Here is an 18,085-nt window from a genome sequence, read left to right as displayed (position 1 = left end):
ATTTACTTGTTTAAACTATTAGTATTTAAATTTATAAAGTTTTAATATTTGTTCTGGTCTGTGAATATTAATCATTTTTTCAATATCTTCGTCATTTAAATGAATCTCTTCACGGTCGTTAATAACCTGATAGAGGAGTTCAATATTTTTTTGCATATTGATACTTGTTTCAATATTTAAGACCTTTTTATATTTCTTTAAAAAAGTCCTTGAAGTATCATTCTCATTTGAAACAATATTTAAGATTGTTTTACCTGTACTTATATATTCAATTAACTTACTAGGCAATTGATATTTACTATCATTCCCTATGTTCACTAAAACATCTGCTCTTCCTAGATACTTTTTGACTTCTTCCTTGGGTATCGGTGGTATTATTTCCATTTTATTTCCAAAAATTGTCTTATATTTACTTACAATGTCCGTACAATCACTTAAATTTCCTATAAAGGTAATCTTAAATTCTGTTTCCTTGTAATTATTTTCAACTAGATCAAATAGTTTTAATAGATATTCAGGGTTTCGTATTCTTTTATTTAAAGTTCCAATATAAAGAAATTCCTTCGTTTCATTTTCTTTACTCTTTCCTAACTTAGCACGACTATCGAAGAGCATAATGGGGATGTTAGTGCTTTTTTCCTTTATAAATGGAAATATTTCTTCGTAATCTCCTCTTACTTCTGGATAAAAGTATAAATTATCTGCTTTTTCAAATATGATTTTATCCAAATTGAAATTAAGTTTCCCATATATTTTTTGATTATTAAATGGATTTTTGTCCGCTAGATAGAATGGATCCCCTATTTCCACATGCCATTTAAAAGAATAATTTTTCTTTAACATCAACCCAATTAAATGTGGGGTAAAAGGAAACGATACAGTTATCACGTTGCTGTATCTTTTTTCTTCCATTAAATACTCAGCTTTTTTCTTCGCTGAAAGATACCAGAATATTGAAAAATCCGGGAAGTAAACCTTTTTCCAAGTCAAGTCATGTATCTTTTTTAAAGAACTAATTAAGAACTTCTTATTACTTTTACGCGAATTTTTTTCAGGTCCGCTTTCTATTTTCGATAGTTCCCTTGTCTGATTAATCGGATTTTTCACTCTATATATATTAATACCTTCAAATTTCTCAAATTCTGGAAGGTTTTGTCTTGCGGAACAAATAACATCTATTTGATATTTTTTTGCTAATAGCTTTAGTAAAACAGTCCATTTTTGAGAATGCGGGGTATTAATTGGATGAAAGTTGTATGATATTAATAATATTTTCGACAATTCTATACTCCTTTATAAAAGGTACGTTATTTATCAACAAGCTTTTATAATAAATTATCACTTATCAATACCAGTTTTATATTAAATAATGAACATAAATACCAAATTGTTTACATTTAAACCGAATTGATAGTATTCTTCTCTTAAAATCACTTTTATATCTAAAAACTTATATCTTATTTCCCACAATCTGGGGACATAATACCATACATTTACTAACTTTTAATTATTATTTCTCCCAAACAACTCTATTTACATAATCTGTATAAGATAAGATTATTCGGAGGACCTTTTCAGACACATTAGGCTTACTATAATCCTCAACAAGCTTTAATGTACCCCTTTCTTGCGATTCTAGTACCTCCAGCCCTTGTAATATTCTTTCTTTTCCTAAGCCAACCATCATTACTGCTGCTTCTTCCATAGCTTCTGGTCTTTCATGTGCTTGTCGTATATTAAGAGCCCTAAATCCAAGAATCGAGGATTCCTCACTAATTGTTCCACTATCACTTAGTACCGCCTTTGCCCTAATTTGCAACTTCACATAATCATTGAACCCTAAAGGTTTTATCGTTTTAACTAAAGGGTTGAATTCTATTCTTTTAGACTCAATCATTTTTCTAGTTCTAGGATGTGTACTCACAATCACGGGCATATTATATTTTTCAGCAATTCCATTTAAACTATCTACTAAATCTAAGAAATTGATTTCTGAGTTAATGTTTTCTTCTCTATGAGCCGATACTACAAAGTAGTTTTCTTCTTCTAGACCTAATTTTTCTAATACACTTGAACTCTCTATGTCATCTTTTCTAGAATTGAGAACTTCAAACATAGGACTTCCAGTTTTAATTATTCTATCAGAAGGGAATCCTTCTCTAAGAAGATATTCTCTTGCAATATCACTATAGGTCAAATTTATATCTGCTGTATGATCTACTATTTTTCTATTTGTTTCTTCTGGTACTCTTTGATCAAAACATCTATTTCCTGCTTCCATATGGAATATGGGAATATGACGTCTTTTTGCTGCAATAGCACATAAACAGCTATTTGTATCTCCTAGCACTAAAAATGCCTCTGGGCTCACTTCTTCCATAATTGGATCAATTTTAACAAGAATATTCCCTATTGTTTCAACTGCCGTACCGGTAGCTGCATTAAGGAAATAATCTGGTTTTTTTAAATTAAAGTCCTTAAAAAATACTTCGTTCAATTCATAATCATAATTTTGTCCCGTATGCACAAGTGTATGTTCAATTGCATCAGACTCTTCTAGTCTATTAATAACTGCTGCTAATCTTATAATTTCTGGTCTAGTACCAACGACTGTCATGACTTTTAATTTCTTCATTAGTTATACCTCCACAAAATAAGTGTCTGGTCTTTCTGGATCAAAGCATTCATTTGCCCACATTACTGTTACGAGATCACTTTCCCCTACATTTACAATTGAATGTGTATATCCAGTTGGAATATCAACGACCCGTAATCTTTCCCCACTTACTCTATATTCAATAATTTCTTCAGAGTCTATTTTTCTGAAGCGGATTAAGCCTTCTCCACTTACAACTAAAAATTTCTCGTTTTTAGTATGGTGCCAATGGTTGCCTTTAGTAATCCCAGGTGTTGATACATTTACGGAAACTTGTCCTCTTTCAGGTGTTCTCATAAACTCTGTAAAAGAGCCTCTATTATCAGAATTCATTCTAAGATCATAAGAAAACTGATCTTCTGGTAAAAAGCTTAAGTAAGTACTATAAAGCTTTTTAGTTAGAGCGTCCTCCATATTAGGGATACTTAAATTTGTTCTGCTTTCTTTAAAACTCCTTATAAGGTCCGCTAAATCTCCAAGTTTAATATTATGTGCTACAGGTACAACACATAAATCATCCTGAACAGTTGGCCTTCCCTCCAGAGCCTTAATAAACTCTTCTAATACATCATCTATATAACAAAGATTAATCTCTGCATCCGGGTTGTTTATCTTTATATCTAAGCCACTAGCTATATTATGACAAAATGTAGCTACAACTGTATTATAGTTTGGTTTACTCCACTTACCAAATAAATTTGGAAGTCGATATACATATACTTTAGCATCAGTCTCATAATAATAATTTAATAATAAATCCTCTCCAGCTTTCTTACTTCTCCCATACGGGTTATCCTTTTCTGCTTGAATAGAAGAAGTTAGAAGCACAGGGGCTTTATTATTATGTTTTCTTAATAATTCTAGTAATTGAGAAGTTAAATCAAAATTACCTTCCATAAATTCCCTTTCATTTTTTGGCCTATTAACTCCAGCCAAATGAAAGACAAAATCGCAATCTTTTGTATACTTCTCAAGTAGTGATGTATTACTTTCCCTAGTAAACTCAAATATATTATTATACCCGTTGTTCTTAAGCTCCGCGATAAGGTTTTTCCCTACAAAGCCTTTTGCTCCCGTAACAAGAATATTCATCACTCAAAACCACCCTTTAATTCATAACGTGAACTTCTTTATTCCACTCTTTTAATTCATTTTGTACATATTCTAACTCAAGTAGTTTTCCTTTAATTTGTTCAACAGTAAGGATTTGTGTATTATCAGAATTATACTCTTCTACACTAGTAAGTTTCTGATCTCCCTCTGCAAAATACTTATCATAGTTAAGGTCTCTTCGATCAGCTGGAACTTTATAAAAACCAGGTAAATTTTCTGCCTTTACATATTCCTCTTTGGTAAGAAGTGTTTCATAACGTTTTTCTCCATGGCGGGTACCAATAATTCTTATTTCATTATCCGCATTAAATAATTCTTTTACAGCTTGAGCAAGGTCTCCAATAGTGCTAGCTGGGGATTTTTGAACCATAATATCTCCTGCCTCAGCATTATGAAATGCAAATACTACTAATTCTACTGCTTCTTCTAAACTCATAAGAAATCTAGTCATACTAGGATCAGTTACTGTTAAAGACTGGCCACTCTTTATTTGTTCAATAAATAATGGTATAACCGATCCTCGTGAGGCCATAACATTGCCGTATCTAGTTCCACAAATTAGTGTCCTTTCAGGATCAACAGTTTTTGATTTAGCTACAAATACTTTTTCCATCATTGCTTTTGAGATTCCCATAGCATTAATTGGATAGGCTGCTTTATCAGTTGAAAGACAAATTACCTTTTTAACTCCATAATCAATAGCTGCTGTTAATACATTGTCTGTACCTACCACATTAGTTTTAACGGCTTCGAGAGGAAAGAACTCGCATGATGGAACCTGCTTTAAAGCTGCTGCATGAAAGATATAATCTACTCCATGCATAGCATTTTTCACACTGGCCAAATCTCTAACATCACCGATATAAAACTTCAACTTTTCATTTTTGTAATGTTTTCTCATATCATCTTGTTTTTTCTCATCTCTTGAAAAAATTCGAATTTCTTTTATATCAGTATCTAGGAACCTTTCCATCACCGCATTCCCAAAAGAACCTGTCCCACCTGTTATTAACAAAGTTTTATTTTTAAACATCATATTTCCTCCTAAAAAATTATCATCTAAAAAACCTATTATGACTTGTAAGAGGTTTCCCTTAACAAATTATTATATTTAGATGTTTGTAATTTCCTTTCCAGTTGTTGCTCAGCATATTTTCTTGCATTATCTGATATTAATTCTAATTCATGCTTATTGTGGTAGTAATGTTTAATGATTTTTACCAATGATTCTTTTTGAAAACTATCAACGACTGCTCCAAGTCCCTTATTTGTTATTTCATTAGAAATATAACTGTTTGAATCAAACATACCAAGTAGCGGGCTCCCTGCAGCAAGAATCTGTCCAATTTTTGATGGTAATGCAAGTTTTGTCATATCTTTTTCAAGTGAAACTAATTCTAAATCACCCAAACTGTACGCACTTGAAATTAATTCTATTGGTTGTAAAGGGAACAATAATGTGTTACTAAGCTTTCTTCTTTTAATACTTTTTTCCATGTTATCTTTATAAGACCCATTACCAATTATTACAAATTTTATATCATTGTACTCTTTCTCAAGTTCTTGAGCTGCGTCTAATATTATTTCCCAGTTCTGAAACAATCCAATGTCTCCTGCATAAGACACATAAAATGACTGTTTATCTAATTTAAACTTATTAAACAGATCATTATCTTTACGTTCAACTTTTTTTATTTTGTGTATATCAACCCAATTCTGTATAACTTCCACTTTTTCTTTTTTGGATCCCTGTTCAATAATCGTGTTTCTCATATCTTCTGAGATTGTTACAATTTTAGTGTTATGCTGATATACTTTTTTTTCAAGGTTTCTTAAAAATTTCACAAAAATATTCTTATCACTCAATTTCTTCATTTTTATGAGTGTATCTGGAAACAAATCTTGTGCATTATATAATGTTGGTGCAATTTTACTTAATTTGGATCCCAGTAAACCTAAAAACGGAGGTGTACTATAAATATAGAATGTATCAGTTTTATGTTTTTTGGCCTCTTTATAAATACTAAAAGTTAAAAATATATATTTGATCATGCGAATTAATAATCCTTGACCTTCACCGCTTTTTGAACCAACTCTAATTACTTTAACATTGTCGGAAACTTGCTCAACTGGATGGTCCAAATAAAATTGTCTAACTTCTTCAGTTATTCTTCTAGAAGGAAATCCAGTAATGACAGTAACATTATTATTATGTTCGCCTAAATCTAAAGCTAGTTCATACAACAAAGAATGTCTTTCCTTAGCTAAATGTCCAACAAGAAATGTAATATTCATACTTCTATCTCCCACTTAATTATTTTCAGGGATGAGTTTGTAGAAATAAACCTTACCCAAATTTGCGTCATCATTAACAAAATTCTTCCATCCAAACTTCTCATAGAACTTTATAGCCCTTATATTTGTTCTAGGCGTCTCTAATATAATACTTCTATAATTTTTTTCTTTTGCAGCTTTTTCATAACCTATAAGTAATTGTTCACCTATACCTAAGTGTGAGTATTCCTCTAATACAGCTATACCAGTTAGTCTTAAGGTTGGCTCTGGAGGTATATACACTGGATCGGCATTTTCCGAAGAAAATTCAGCATCTGTTTTCCTAGGTCTGAATTTTAATATTAATCTATTAATAGCAGATTTATACTTGTACATAAATTCACCGCTAAATAAAAGATATGGCTTCCCCAAAATTTTTAATGCAATTTTTTTTATAATGTTTTTGTTCATTTTGCTCTTGTAACCTTCTGGTCCACCGTAAACTAAACCTAACATTTCACCATGAATATCCTTGGCAGAAACCGTAACAGCTTTTTCATATTCAAGTAAATATTTAAACCTTTCAACAAGATACATCTTGGAAAATTCGCTATCAGAGAACAGATGTTCAAGGTGGATTTGAATAAAGGAATTAAGATCATCGGTATTAAAATTTGAAATAATAATATCCTCTTTTATACCTGACATTACTTGTTTATCATTCATTAAGTTAAATCTCCTTTTCAGAATGAAAATATTAGATCAATTTAAACATATATTGGCGTCAGCCATTTTCTATAATTCCCCAATTTACCTGTAACAGTTTTCATATAGGTTTCGTGAATTTTTTTTGTTATACTACCTATTTCACCATTTGAAACTACGATACCATCCACATTAGAAACTGCACCTATTTCCATTGCCGACCCACATAAAAATACTTCATCACATATATACAGCTCTGTTCTATCAATCTCTCTTTCTATAACTTCAATCTCCATCTCATTTTTTGCTAATTCAATGATAGTATCTCTAGTGATGCTTTCTAATATTGATGCTGTTACAGGTGGAGTTATCAGTTTGCCATCTCTCACTATAAAGAGGCATGACCCAGGTCCTTCAGAAATTTTACCTTGATTATTTAATAATATTGCTGAATCATACCCATTCTCTAGTGCTTCCATTTGAGCCATCCGACTATTTATATAATTAGCACCAACTTTAACTTTCGGAGATAGATTGCGATCACTGATTCTTTCCCATGAACTAATACAACATTTCATTCCAGTCTTCTTTTCTATATCACTTCTTGACTTAGCTATAGGAGCAATAAACATACTTATAGGTCCCTTAGACATCCACGATCCAAAACCATCAATGAAGACGGTTTGACGTACAGCAATATCCTCCCTGTAGTTATTGGCCAGCACAATATCTATTAGACCCTTTTTTAATTCATCAATAGTATACTTATCTTCCATACGGAACATTTTCATTGAGTTTTTTAAACGCTTATAATGTTCTTCTAATTTAAATGAATAAAGTTGTTGTTCTTCTTCGTCCCAATAACAACGAATGCCCTCGAATACATTAGCACCAAACTGGGATGTAGGTGATAGTACATTAATGGTAGCTTCATTCACTGGAACAATATTTCCGTTTAACCAAATAAGACGATTATCACTCATTTAAAATTCTCCCCTAATCAATGTTTTGCTTTCTCATTCTTATCAACATCATAACTACCTTCCATTTTTAGGACCTTGAAGATAGTTAATATAAATATTTTCAAATCAAACATGAAGCTTTTATTTTCAGTGTAGTATAAATCATATTTAAACTTTTGATCCCAAGATAATTCGTTTCTACCATTAATTTGTGCATAACCCGTTACACCAGGTTTCACTTCAAATCTTCTTTTAGCAGATGGCGGGTAATCATTATATTTGTAAGGGTGGTAAGTTACTGGAGGTCTAGGGCCTACAAAACTCATGTCTCCTCTTAAAATATTGAATAGTTGTGGCAACTCATCCAAACTTGAATTTCTAAGAACTTTTCCTACTTTGGTAACCCTAGTGTCGTTTGCATATGAGTCTAATCCAGTTCCTATTTTTTCAGCATTAACTACCATAGTTCGAAACTTAAAAATTGTAAAATCTTCACCATCTTTTCCAACACGCTTTTGCTTAAAAAGGATTGGGCCTGGCGAATCTAGTTTTACAATTATTGCTGTTATACCCATAATCGGTGATATGATAATCAACAAAATTAAACTCAATATTATATCAAAAATTCGTTTAGATATCTTGTACATATGTTCAATCTCCAATTCCTATTTTTTAACCAAATATTTTGATTGACTATTTTGTATTTCAGTCACTTTTCTAATCACAGCGATTTTATTTTCCATCAAATATTCCTTGTTCTTCAAAATATTGTCTTTTTCAAACTCTCTGATAGCTTTAACACCCTTATGGAATATATTATCGATAAACTCCAAATTATCGTGTAAATCTATATTACAGAAACTCCTTGAAAGAATTACCATACTTGAACCTAACCTATAGTGTTCAGTGATTATCTTTTCTGCAGGTAATTCTCCTTTTCCCAACTGAGCTATACCACCAAATCCATATGGAATTCCAACACTCTTAAACTTATTACATAATCTCTCCACCGTGCCATCAGCCAAAAGCTCAAACATAAATTTCATCCCATATCCAAGATGAAGATCATTCAACCCGATATGGATATAGTCAATCCCGTTAACATTTAAAATGTCGTCAATATTTTCTACTGCTTCAGGAGTTTCCAAAAGAAGCATAGTTTTTGCGCGCTTATCAACATATTTAACAAATGTATCTACTTCATCTTTGCACTTAAAATATGGAAGCATAATAATGTCTGCTCCATCATCAATAACTCTTTTAATTTCAGTTTGTGATCCCTCAAAAATTGGATTGACTCTTACAACCAGTTTTGATTTTGTCAGGGCCCCTTTAATTTTGTTGACATCGGATATTTTATGTCGTGATATGACAGTATCCAAATGCCCTTGCCTTTCTTCTTTACCATTAATCTCCAGGTCCAAAAATATCCAATCAACACCACTTTTTTCTGCAATTTTTGCGATAACCGGGTTGTTTGTGATGTACATCAAATTTAAGTTCATTTAAGAGTCTCCTTTTATTCGTATAATTCCTACATAATTCCAATGTGTAATCATTTATTTATAAATAATTCAAATTTACAGCTGATTAATTACCACTTGCTAATTTAAATGTCGTAACAAATATTTAGTTTGTTAGCACTTAATTGGAATATATACTTCCAACCAACTACTAACCAGCCAAATCTAATCTACTTCTGATACTCACCTCGTAATATCTAGTCAATCTACTTAACAAATACGAATTAGACATTTACTTTATAATCACCCTAAACCAAGTTTCTTCCTATTATATATACCAGTCAATCAATCTATAACTCTCACTAAAAACACCTCAAACCCTTACCCCACAAGGTTTCGAGCGTTTAAACTAACAACGATAGTCTGTTCCTCACCACCATCTAAATAAAAAGCAAGGTCCCTCACAAAAGAGGAACCCCACTAACATCCCGAGAACCCTCTTCCTCATCAACATCCGCACCATGAACACTACAATCAATAGCTCCTTCAGAGTAAGTAACCACACTACCAACCGAATAAACCTAAGAATCAAACTCATTCAAGAATGAAGTAAATCCCACATCGCTATGCTTAATATTCTCCAAAGCTATATGAGCCCTGTACTGATTCTCCAACTCCACTGTACCTGGTTAGCAACACAAACATCTGCCTCCGCCCTCTCCTTAGTACCACCCAAAGAAATCACGGCAATCGAGAAAACGATCTCCAAGATCACAACCACAGCTAATAACTCCACAAGAGTAAAACCTCTCAGGTCTCTGAAAAACCTTACATTCTGCATTACTCTCTACTCCAAACATTGATCTTACCACCAATGCTGCCTGAACAAAGAAGTAACTTAACTCAATAAGGGGCAACACACACAACATAAACCTGCACGCAAGGTGCAAAAGTAAAAGGTAGTCTCGTCTACTTCTTAACCTTCTCCCCAACAACCAACCTTTCTAAATAATCCAACACCTGAGATTTCAAATCAGATCGCTCAAGCGCAAAATCCAAAGTAGCTTTTATAAACCCAAACTTATCCCCAACATCATGTCGTACTCCTTGAAATTCGTATCCAACCACCATCTGCAATTCATTCAACTTCTTAATCGCATCCGTTAACTGAATCTCATTCCCTGCTCCAGGTGTAAGATTCTCCAAAATATCAAATATCTCAGGACGCAACACATAACGGCCCATGATAGCATAATTGGATGGCGCATCTTCTACCTTTGGCTTCTCAACTAAGTCATTGATATGGAAGACACCGTTATCCATCCCATCATTATTAATAGAGATGACACCATATTTTGACACTTCCTGCTTCGGCACTTCTTGAACACCAATAACAGAAGAATTATAGCGCTCATACACCTCAATCAACTGCTTCAGACAAGGTCTATCCGGAGAATGCACAATATCATCCCCAAGCAACACCGCAAACGGCTCATCCCCGATAAACCGGCTCGCACAAGAAATCGCATGTCCTAATCCAAGAGGTTCCTTTTGACGGATATAATGTATATTCGCAAGCTTCGAAATCCCCTGCACTTCCTCCAGCTGCTCATACTTTCCTTTCTTAGCAAGCGTCTCCTCAAGCTCATACGACTTATCAAAATGATCCTCAATCGCTCTCTTTCCGCGGCCCGTCACAATGATAATATCCTCAATACCTGAAGCAACCGCTTCTTCGATAATATATTGAATTGTAGGCTTGTCTACGATCGGTAACATCTCTTTCGGCTGAGCTTTCGTCGCTGGCAGGAACCTTGTACCTAGCCCGGCGGCCGGAATAATCGCTTTTCTCACTTTTTGCATTTCCTCCACCCCTTAGTTGGCATTTTTTACTAATAATCGATCTTTCTTATTTGCTAACTCTAATACGTAGTTAGATAAGTACTGGGGATCAAAATCAGAATGATTCACTATCAAGTTGGAAACTCTCTCATACTCAAAATCAACTGTTTTCCCAATAAATATCTTCGGAAACACAGCCTTCCCGTGTACTTCATTCTCCCCAAGCAGTTCCTCATACATTTTCTCACCAGGACGAATTCCAGCATATTTAATACCGATTTCTTCAACTGTATAACCAGATAACTTAATAACATTTTTTGCCAAGTCAACGATTTTGACGGGTTCACCCATATCCAGCACGAAGATTTCTCCACCACGTGCTAAAGCTCCAGCCTGCATGACTAAACGGGACGCTTCTGGAATTGTCATGAAGTATCTCGTCATATCAGGATGAGTTACCGTAACCGGTCCGCCAGCTTGAATTTGCTTCTTAAATAAAGGAATTACGCTACCTCTGCTGCCTAAAACGTTCCCGAAGCGAACCGCAACAAAGTTTGTTTGACTTTCTTTATTCAAGTTTTGAATGACCATCTCTGCAATGCGCTTCGTAGATCCCATTACATTTGTAGGGTTTACTGCTTTATCAGAAGAAACTAAAACGAACGTATTTACCCCGAATATATCTGCGGCCTCTGCCACATTCTTTGTACCAATTACATTGTTCTTAACAGCTTCTTTTGGGTTATATTCCATTAATGGTACATGTTTATGGGCTGCCGCATGATACACAACCTCAGGAGCATGTTCTTCAAATACTTCAAAAATACGATTTCGATCTTGTATATCCGCAATAATAGGGACGACTTTCAATTCCGTTCCATATCTATTTCTAAGTTCCATATCGATTGTGTAGATAGAATTTTCACCATGACCTAATAATAAAAGCTTTTTGGGTTTAAATTTACTTACTTGACGACAAATCTCAGAACCGATTGAACCCCCAGCACCAGTAACCAGTACTGTTTTCCCCGATATTTTCTTTGAAATACTTTCAGTATCAAGTTCTACGGGTTCACGACCAAGTAAGTCTTCTACCTGCACTTCCCGAAATTGATTGACGGATACTTTACCAGATACGATATCTTCAATCATCGGCATAATCTGTGTCTTGGCTGAAGTTTTACTGCATTGTTGATAGACTTCTTGTAGTTCACCCTTGCGAAGAGAAGGAATGGCAATGATGATATTATCCACTTTGTACTTTTCAACTAATGTCGGTATATCTTTGGTGCGGCCTAGTATCGTTACACCATATATTTGAAGCTTCATCTTTTTAGGGTCATCGTCAATAAATCCTACTGGAAGTAAATCAGTATCCTGACTCTTGATCAACTGACGGACAAGCATGGACCCAGCTGACCCTGCTCCGATGATTAACGCCCGTTTCTTTTCTTGTTTAGGCTTTATGTAATAGTGTCTGTACATTCTCCATGAGAATCGCGATCCACCTATAAGTATGATATGAAGCATCCAAGTGACCGCTAGTACCCGAACATATATATCCCCATTCACAAAAAACTGAAGAATACCGGTGGTCATGATTGAAAATGTAATCGCTCGAATGATTGCAACCAATTCCCCGACACTGGCGTATTCCCATGCTTTCTGATAAAGGCGATCAATAAATGCGAATACATGATGACTTGCCAGTAGTGCACATGAGCTAAAGACGAGTGTAGGTAACGTGTACAGGCTGAACGTTGGATGAAGGAGATAATACCCGAAATAAATGGCTGTTAACACAATTAATGAATCCAGCAGCATCAGCAATGATACCCGTTTTGTATAACTCACATAAATCCCTTCTTTTCTAAGTTATTTTGACAAATTAAATACCTAAGGAAAAGATACAACCGTATACCTTTTCCTTAGGTATCTAGATTTACTTTTGATCATTTAATCTTTTTTCAATGGCTTGGTTGATTAGCGCTCTTATTTCTTCCAGTCGCTCTATTGGTGCATCCTGGTAGATGTATCTTATGGTTTTTTTCATGCATTTAGACAAAGTATTAAAATCTTTCAATTCTATTTTATCCTTGATTTTACAATTATCCTTTTTCATTCCACTATTAGAATAAATTACATAAAGCGTTTTCATTTAAAAACTTTACTATCTTTTATTATAATGGTACTTGTGGGCATCTAACCCTTCCTCACATCCCACCAATGACGACGAGCGTCTAAGGCAAAGTTTCCTCTCCGCCCACGGTGTGATCGAGTGCCTCCAATGATAATGGTAAGGAGACATTCCCAAAATTCTACTGTTGTCTTTTTCGACTTTTTGTTTCTTATTTACCAACGACAATAGACCTTAGGGTTACCTGTATCTTGATCTGTTAGAAGATTCCGAGGAACTTCTTTTTCTTGATCAATTCAGGTATTTCTTTATAAATATTTTTTCCATCGATCAGTAATTCTGCATTTTCTGTAAAGTAATAGACCATGTCTATTCCGTACTTTTTTTCTATATAGTCCATCGCTTCTTCCATTTTGAAGGTGCGATTGCGTATGTTATGAGCGTCTGATGCGATGAAGTGTGTCAGGTTGGCTTGTATCATTTGCTGTGAGAACTTCTGGATGTTCTTGCCGAAGTAGCCTGTAAGGCTGGAAGCTGTTAGTTGAGTTGCTGCTCCTCCTTGTACAAGCTTGTATAGCTTTTCTGGTCGTTCAATCAACTCGGCATTTCGCTCGGGATGAACGATGACCGGGGTCAGACCTTCTACCTGAATATCGTAGAGAAGCTTTTCCGCATACCGCGGAACTGAACTCGATGGGAACTCAATGAAAAGATATTGGGATACTTGGTTTAAAGGCAAGATGTCACCCTTTTGGTAATCTTCTAAAATTTCACCATAAATGCGGCATTCCTGTCCGGGAAGCACTTGAAGGTTAATGTGTTCTTCCCTTAACCGATCATTCACTTCTTTCACAAGGGGAAGGATGTCCGACTTCACATTGTCGTATTTTCCATTACGGTGATGAGGAGTCGCAATGATTGTATGAATTCCTTCTGAGACAGCCTGCTTCGCCATATCGATACTGTCGTAAATCGTATTGGCACCATCATCTATCCCCGGAAGGATATGGCTATGTATGTCAATCATTACTAACTCCTCCTCTTTCTAGTTCTTTCGACTTAATTCTACACCGACTACCATTTTACACCACTAGGTATATTTGTAAAGGGGGGAATTTTGTCGAATGAACCTTAATTTCCATAATAGTAATAATAGTCTGTTTCTGAAGCTTTCTTATTATTAAGTACGCATCCAAGCAACTTTCCTTTTGTCGATTGCAATAGCTCTTTTGCTTTCTTCGCGGGTTCCATTTCTGTCTTTCCGCTTGAAACGACAAGGATGCTTCCATGACACTGGTTCGCCATAATCTGTGCATCTGTTACTACCAGTACGGGTGGCGTATCAAATATGATTAGATCATACTCGTTATAAGCATCGACAAAGAATTGCTCCATCGCCCTTGAGCTTAATAGCTCTGCTGGATTAGGTGGTATTGGACCGCTTGAAAGTATATGAAGCTTGTCCACTCCGCTGTCTTTAACAGCTTCCTTCAATGTTACTTGTCTCGATAGAATATTTGTCAATCCCGTCGTGTTAGGGAAGTTAAAGGTATAGTGGACGGTTGGCTTTCGCATATCTGCATCCACCAGCAGGACCGTCTTACCCTGCTGAGCAAATACCACAGCTAAGTTCGCAGCCGTTGTAGACTTCCCTTCCCCTGGACCTGCAGATGATACCATGATCGAACGGTATTCCTGATCGACGGATGAGAATTGAATATTCGTACGGATCGTACGGAATTGCTCCGATACGGGAGACTTTGGATTCGCTTTCGCGATTAGCTTACGTATATTTGCGTTCATTGATTTCTTCTGTTTTTTAAACACCGACACTTTCACCTCTGCGTCTTGACGTTCTTTCCTGGCGATGGGCTACCTTTTGAAATTCACTGTCGGTAATCGTTGGGATTACTCCTAGTACAGGCAGCTCAAGACCTTTCTCGATATCTTGCTCTGTTTTGACTGTGTTGTCTAAGAACTCTAATAAGAATGCAAGTCCGACTCCGGCCATAAATCCTACGACTAGCGCAGTGGCAATATTTAATAATGGTTGCGGTTTAATCGGTGATGGATTTTCTCCAAGTTCTGCCTTTGCAAGAATACTCACATTATCGACATTCATGATTTTCACGATTTCGGTTTGAAAGACTTCGGCAATCTTATTTGCGATAGCTGCTGCTTGTTTAGGATCTTCATCCTGCACGGAGATGTTTACGACTTGTGAATCCTTTTCACTTTGTACCGTAATTTTTTCGTTTAATTCTCTAGTCGTCATATCTAACTTAAGATCATCAATAACAATATCCAGAATAGCCGGGCTCTTCATGATGACATTATATGTATTGATCAATTGTAGGTTGGTTTGCACTTCCCCCACATTAAATGAATTCTGTTGATCTTGATTTGATTTATTCACAAGCAATTGAGTGGACGATTGATAGATTGGTGTGAGGACAAAATAGCTGATCGCCGCACTTACCAATACCGCCATTAGGGTCAGTATGATGATGAGACTCATGCGTTTCTTCAACGTCTGAATGAGCTCCTTTAAACTGATGGTTTCTTCCATGATAGCCTCCTATAATTCTTAAAAAATAAAAATCTCGTCATATTATATCATAAGTTCTTGTTATTTTTAGGGAATCTTGTCATAATTTTAATATAATTGAAATCTTTTGTTACTTATCTATTAAACAATAGATTGTTTATTATTGGAAGAGGCTATTCGAATTTGGTTCCATTTTCCAAGTTATTTACTCATAGGAGGTTCGTAATGAAAAAGATATTTATTTTTTTCCTACTTATATTATGTGGTGGGGTTATCGTGTATGGAAATCTTCACTGGAAGTCGATGACATCGGGTTCCACGTCTGCGGATTCGTCTTCAAGTCCGGAGAAGCAAGGTCAATCTGATAAGAGTGAGCCCACATCCCTTGAAACAGAGGAAGGGGATTATCTGCCTACTACGGTCAATTGGCCGGAAGATGCCCGTTCCCTTTATAAAGAGAAGCTAGAAGCTGGAGAACCCTTCAATATTGTTCTGATGGGATCAACCGAAATGGATTCCATTGAAGAAGGATGGAACGACAAAGTAGCGAACGCTTTAGAAGACGAGTACGGGGACACTGTTTCAATTCATAGTCTATCCTTTGAAACCAATACACTTGAGTTCGTGCGTGAGGAAAGATATGAAGAAGTAGGGGATTTACAGCCTGGGCTCGTCATTTTTGAGCCGTTCGTCTTTAAAGATAATGGAAACGTTACGATCGAGGACACTCTTCAAAGCATCAGCACGATCATAGATGAAGTAAAAGAGTTATCACCTGGGGCAGCCTTTGTCCTTACACCCCCACAGCCTATTTATCAGCCTAAAAATTACGCTGTACAGGTTTCTCAAATTCAGGAATACGCGAAAGAGAATGATATTCCGTTTATTGATCACTGGTCCAACTGGCCAGATGTAGAGGATGAAGAGATTAAAACGTACTTGGATGATGCCAGCAGCCCGAATGAGCAGGGACACACAGCCTGGGCCAAAGGAATCATAGACTTCCTGGTAGAAAAGGAATAATTTTTTACTATTTTAGGAATAATTTAGTTTTTTCCACCAAATTATGTGATAAAATGACGGTATTATCTATCAAACTATGACAATAAAGGAGAAGTGTACGTGAAAAAGACATTGGTTTCTGTAGCAGCTACGGCTGTACTCTCGTCTTCGTTTGTTAGCTATGCCTCGGCAAGCACTCACAAGGTGGAATCAGGCGACTCCCTTTGGCTGATCGCAAACAAATATGACACAAGCGTTGCCAACTTGAAGAATTGGAACAAGCTGCAGTCAGAAATGATTTTTCCTAATCAGGTATTGAAGGTTGCCGCGAGCGGCGCCCAATCGCCGCAAGCACCTGCGCCTCCAAAGCAAAACACAGGGCAAACGTCCGCTAAAACGTATACGATTAAGTCCGGGGATACATTAGGACAGATTGCCGGTAAGCATTCGATTTCCCTTTCTGATTTAATGAGCTGGAATGGTTTGAATAATCATCTGATCTATCCCGGTCAAGTGTTGAAAGTATCGAAAACAGGTTCCCAGCCTGCTCCAAGCAGTCCGGCACCCGCTCCGGCTCCACCTAAGCAAGACGGTTCGATGACAAGTTATTCAGTGAAATCTGGGGATACGTTGTCTCATATCGGGATGAAGTTTGGTGTGACGGTAGCCCAACTTAAAAGTTGGAATGGACTTTCGAGTGATTTCTTATCGATTGGACAAGTCCTGAAAGTGTCGAAATCAGCTGCTCCTGCCACTCCGGCACCGTCACAACCTGCTCCGCCTAAACCAGATAGCTCCATGACAAGCTATACTGTTAAGTCGGGAGATACCCTGTCTCATATTGGTGCAACATTTGGTGTGAGTGTAAGTGAGTTAAGAAGCTGGAATAATCTTTCGAGTGATTTCCTGCGCATCGGACAGGTCCTGAAGGTGAAGGGAACGGCTGAGGCAGTCAAGCCCCCAGCAGCTCCGGCACCAAGCCAATCTTCGTCCTTTTCCGTTGATAGATTATTAAGTGAGGCAACGTCTCATATGGGGACCCCTTATGTATGGGGAGGCTCATCGGCCGGCGGCTTTGATTGCAGCGGCTTCATCTATTATGTCTTTAAAGAAGCCGGTGCCAATGGTGTTAAGCGTCTATCCAGTGAAGGATACTACAGTCGCTCCTACTACGTGAATACACCTCAGCCGGGTGACCTTGTATTCTTCGAAAATACATATAAAAAAGGCATTTCTCACTTAGGCATTTATATCGGAAACAATGAATTCATTCATGCCGGGGACAACGGCGTCCAGGTTTCCAGCTTAAGTAACTCTTATTGGAAATCGAAGTTTGATGGATTTAAGAGATTTTATGATTTGTAGAAAGATAGACCCCGATGA

16 protein-coding genes are annotated in these 18,085 nt (G+C 36.2%); 2 read left to right on the top strand and 14 right to left on the bottom strand.

Features of this window, described 5'->3' with window-relative positions:
• Nucleotides 1-18 precede the first annotated feature (18 nt).
• From Q1B03_RS17310 to Q1B03_RS17245, 14 genes are all read right to left on the bottom strand, one after another.
• Nucleotides 19-1,281: a glycosyltransferase gene (locus Q1B03_RS17310; RefSeq protein ID WP_299744264.1), complete on the bottom strand. Its 1,263-nt coding sequence runs from the start codon at nucleotides 1,279-1,281 to the stop codon at nucleotides 19-21.
• A gap of 229 nt (nucleotides 1,282-1,510) precedes the next feature.
• Nucleotides 1,511-2,635 (bottom strand): non-hydrolyzing UDP-N-acetylglucosamine 2-epimerase, encoded by a 1,125-nt coding sequence (gene wecB, locus Q1B03_RS17305; protein WP_299744261.1) that lies wholly within the window; start codon nucleotides 2,633-2,635, stop codon nucleotides 1,511-1,513.
• 3 nt (nucleotides 2,636-2,638) lie between these two features.
• Nucleotides 2,639-3,748, bottom strand: coding sequence for a capsular polysaccharide biosynthesis protein CapF (locus Q1B03_RS17300; protein ID WP_299744547.1), 1,110 nt, complete (start codon nucleotides 3,746-3,748; stop codon nucleotides 2,639-2,641).
• A 16-nt stretch (nucleotides 3,749-3,764) separates the two neighbouring features.
• Nucleotides 3,765-4,802 carry a polysaccharide biosynthesis protein gene (locus tag Q1B03_RS17295; protein WP_299744544.1) on the bottom strand — a complete coding sequence of 346 codons (1,038 nt, stop codon included), beginning with the start codon at nucleotides 4,800-4,802 and terminating at the stop codon, nucleotides 3,765-3,767.
• 38 nt (nucleotides 4,803-4,840) lie between these two features.
• Complete coding sequence (locus tag Q1B03_RS17290; protein ID WP_299744258.1) at nucleotides 4,841-6,064, bottom strand: glycosyltransferase family 4 protein; 1,224 nt, start codon at nucleotides 6,062-6,064, stop codon at nucleotides 4,841-4,843.
• Between the two features lie 15 nt (nucleotides 6,065-6,079).
• Nucleotides 6,080-6,769, bottom strand: a complete 690-nt coding sequence (locus Q1B03_RS17285) for a GNAT family N-acetyltransferase (RefSeq protein ID WP_299744255.1) — start codon at nucleotides 6,767-6,769, stop codon at nucleotides 6,080-6,082.
• 41 nt (nucleotides 6,770-6,810) lie between these two features.
• Nucleotides 6,811-7,731: a branched-chain amino acid transaminase gene (locus Q1B03_RS17280; RefSeq protein WP_299744252.1), complete on the bottom strand. Its 921-nt coding sequence runs from the start codon at nucleotides 7,729-7,731 to the stop codon at nucleotides 6,811-6,813.
• A 17-nt stretch (nucleotides 7,732-7,748) separates the two neighbouring features.
• Entirely contained in the window at nucleotides 7,749-8,357 is a 609-nt protein-coding gene (locus Q1B03_RS17275; RefSeq protein ID WP_299744249.1) for a sugar transferase, read from the bottom strand.
• A gap of 18 nt (nucleotides 8,358-8,375) precedes the next feature.
• The gene (locus Q1B03_RS17270; protein WP_299744246.1) at nucleotides 8,376-9,215 is read right to left on the bottom strand and encodes an aldolase/citrate lyase family protein; all 840 of its coding nucleotides are present in this window, start codon (nucleotides 9,213-9,215) and stop codon (nucleotides 8,376-8,378) included.
• A gap of 927 nt (nucleotides 9,216-10,142) precedes the next feature.
• A complete protein-coding gene (galU, locus tag Q1B03_RS17265; protein ID WP_299744243.1) occupies nucleotides 10,143-11,036 on the bottom strand; it encodes a UTP--glucose-1-phosphate uridylyltransferase GalU in 894 nt (297 codons plus the stop codon).
• Between the two features lie 12 nt (nucleotides 11,037-11,048).
• Nucleotides 11,049-12,869, bottom strand: a complete 1,821-nt coding sequence (locus tag Q1B03_RS17260) for a nucleoside-diphosphate sugar epimerase/dehydratase (RefSeq protein ID WP_299744239.1) — start codon at nucleotides 12,867-12,869, stop codon at nucleotides 11,049-11,051.
• A 542-nt stretch (nucleotides 12,870-13,411) separates the two neighbouring features.
• Complete coding sequence (locus Q1B03_RS17255) at nucleotides 13,412-14,179, bottom strand: tyrosine-protein phosphatase (RefSeq protein ID WP_299744236.1); 768 nt, start codon at nucleotides 14,177-14,179, stop codon at nucleotides 13,412-13,414.
• Between the two features lie 104 nt (nucleotides 14,180-14,283).
• Nucleotides 14,284-14,955, bottom strand: a complete 672-nt coding sequence (locus Q1B03_RS17250) for a CpsD/CapB family tyrosine-protein kinase (protein WP_299744541.1) — start codon at nucleotides 14,953-14,955, stop codon at nucleotides 14,284-14,286.
• A gap of 16 nt (nucleotides 14,956-14,971) precedes the next feature.
• A complete protein-coding gene (locus Q1B03_RS17245; RefSeq protein ID WP_299744233.1) occupies nucleotides 14,972-15,721 on the bottom strand; it encodes a YveK family protein in 750 nt (249 codons plus the stop codon).
• A 204-nt stretch (nucleotides 15,722-15,925) separates the two neighbouring features.
• Between Q1B03_RS17245 and Q1B03_RS17240 the strand changes: the two genes are divergently transcribed.
• Nucleotides 15,926-16,723: an SGNH/GDSL hydrolase family protein gene (locus tag Q1B03_RS17240; RefSeq protein ID WP_299744231.1), complete on the top strand. Its 798-nt coding sequence runs from the start codon at nucleotides 15,926-15,928 to the stop codon at nucleotides 16,721-16,723.
• A gap of 99 nt (nucleotides 16,724-16,822) precedes the next feature.
• Nucleotides 16,823-18,067, top strand: coding sequence for a LysM peptidoglycan-binding domain-containing protein (locus tag Q1B03_RS17235; protein WP_299744228.1), 1,245 nt, complete (start codon nucleotides 16,823-16,825; stop codon nucleotides 18,065-18,067).
• Nucleotides 18,068-18,085: the final 18 nt, after the last annotated feature.

The organism is uncultured Rossellomorea sp. (assembly GCF_947488365.1).
Taxonomy (GTDB): domain Bacteria; phylum Bacillota; class Bacilli; order Bacillales; family Bacillaceae_B; genus Rossellomorea.
This window is presented reverse-complemented; position numbering and strand designations above follow the sequence as displayed.

Excerpts from the sequence above, each read along its gene's own strand:
- wecB (WP_299744261.1), bottom strand. The coding sequence starts at position 2,635 with ATGAAGAAATTAAAAGTCATGACAGTCGTTGGTACTAGACCAGAAATT.
- Q1B03_RS17300 (WP_299744547.1), bottom strand. The coding sequence starts at position 3,748 with ATGAATATTCTTGTTACGGGAGCAAAAGGCTTTGTAGGGAAAAACCTT.
- Q1B03_RS17295 (WP_299744544.1), bottom strand. The coding sequence starts at position 4,802 with ATGTTTAAAAATAAAACTTTGTTAATAACAGGTGGGACAGGTTCTTTT.
- Q1B03_RS17290 (WP_299744258.1), bottom strand. The coding sequence starts at position 6,064 with ATGAATATTACATTTCTTGTTGGACATTTAGCTAAGGAAAGACATTCT.
- Q1B03_RS17285 (WP_299744255.1), bottom strand. The coding sequence starts at position 6,769 with ATGAATGATAAACAAGTAATGTCAGGTATAAAAGAGGATATTATTATT.
- Q1B03_RS17280 (WP_299744252.1), bottom strand. The coding sequence starts at position 7,731 with ATGAGTGATAATCGTCTTATTTGGTTAAACGGAAATATTGTTCCAGTG.
- Q1B03_RS17275 (WP_299744249.1), bottom strand. The coding sequence starts at position 8,357 with ATGTACAAGATATCTAAACGAATTTTTGATATAATATTGAGTTTAATT.
- Q1B03_RS17270 (WP_299744246.1), bottom strand. The coding sequence starts at position 9,215 with ATGAACTTAAATTTGATGTACATCACAAACAACCCGGTTATCGCAAAA.
- galU (WP_299744243.1), bottom strand. The coding sequence starts at position 11,036 with ATGCAAAAAGTGAGAAAAGCGATTATTCCGGCCGCCGGGCTAGGTACA.
- Q1B03_RS17255 (WP_299744236.1), bottom strand. The coding sequence starts at position 14,179 with ATGATTGACATACATAGCCATATCCTTCCGGGGATAGATGATGGTGCC.
- Q1B03_RS17250 (WP_299744541.1), bottom strand. The coding sequence starts at position 14,955 with ATGAACGCAAATATACGTAAGCTAATCGCGAAAGCGAATCCAAAGTCT.
- Q1B03_RS17245 (WP_299744233.1), bottom strand. The coding sequence starts at position 15,721 with ATGGAAGAAACCATCAGTTTAAAGGAGCTCATTCAGACGTTGAAGAAA.
- Q1B03_RS17240 (WP_299744231.1), top strand. The coding sequence starts at position 15,926 with ATGAAAAAGATATTTATTTTTTTCCTACTTATATTATGTGGTGGGGTT.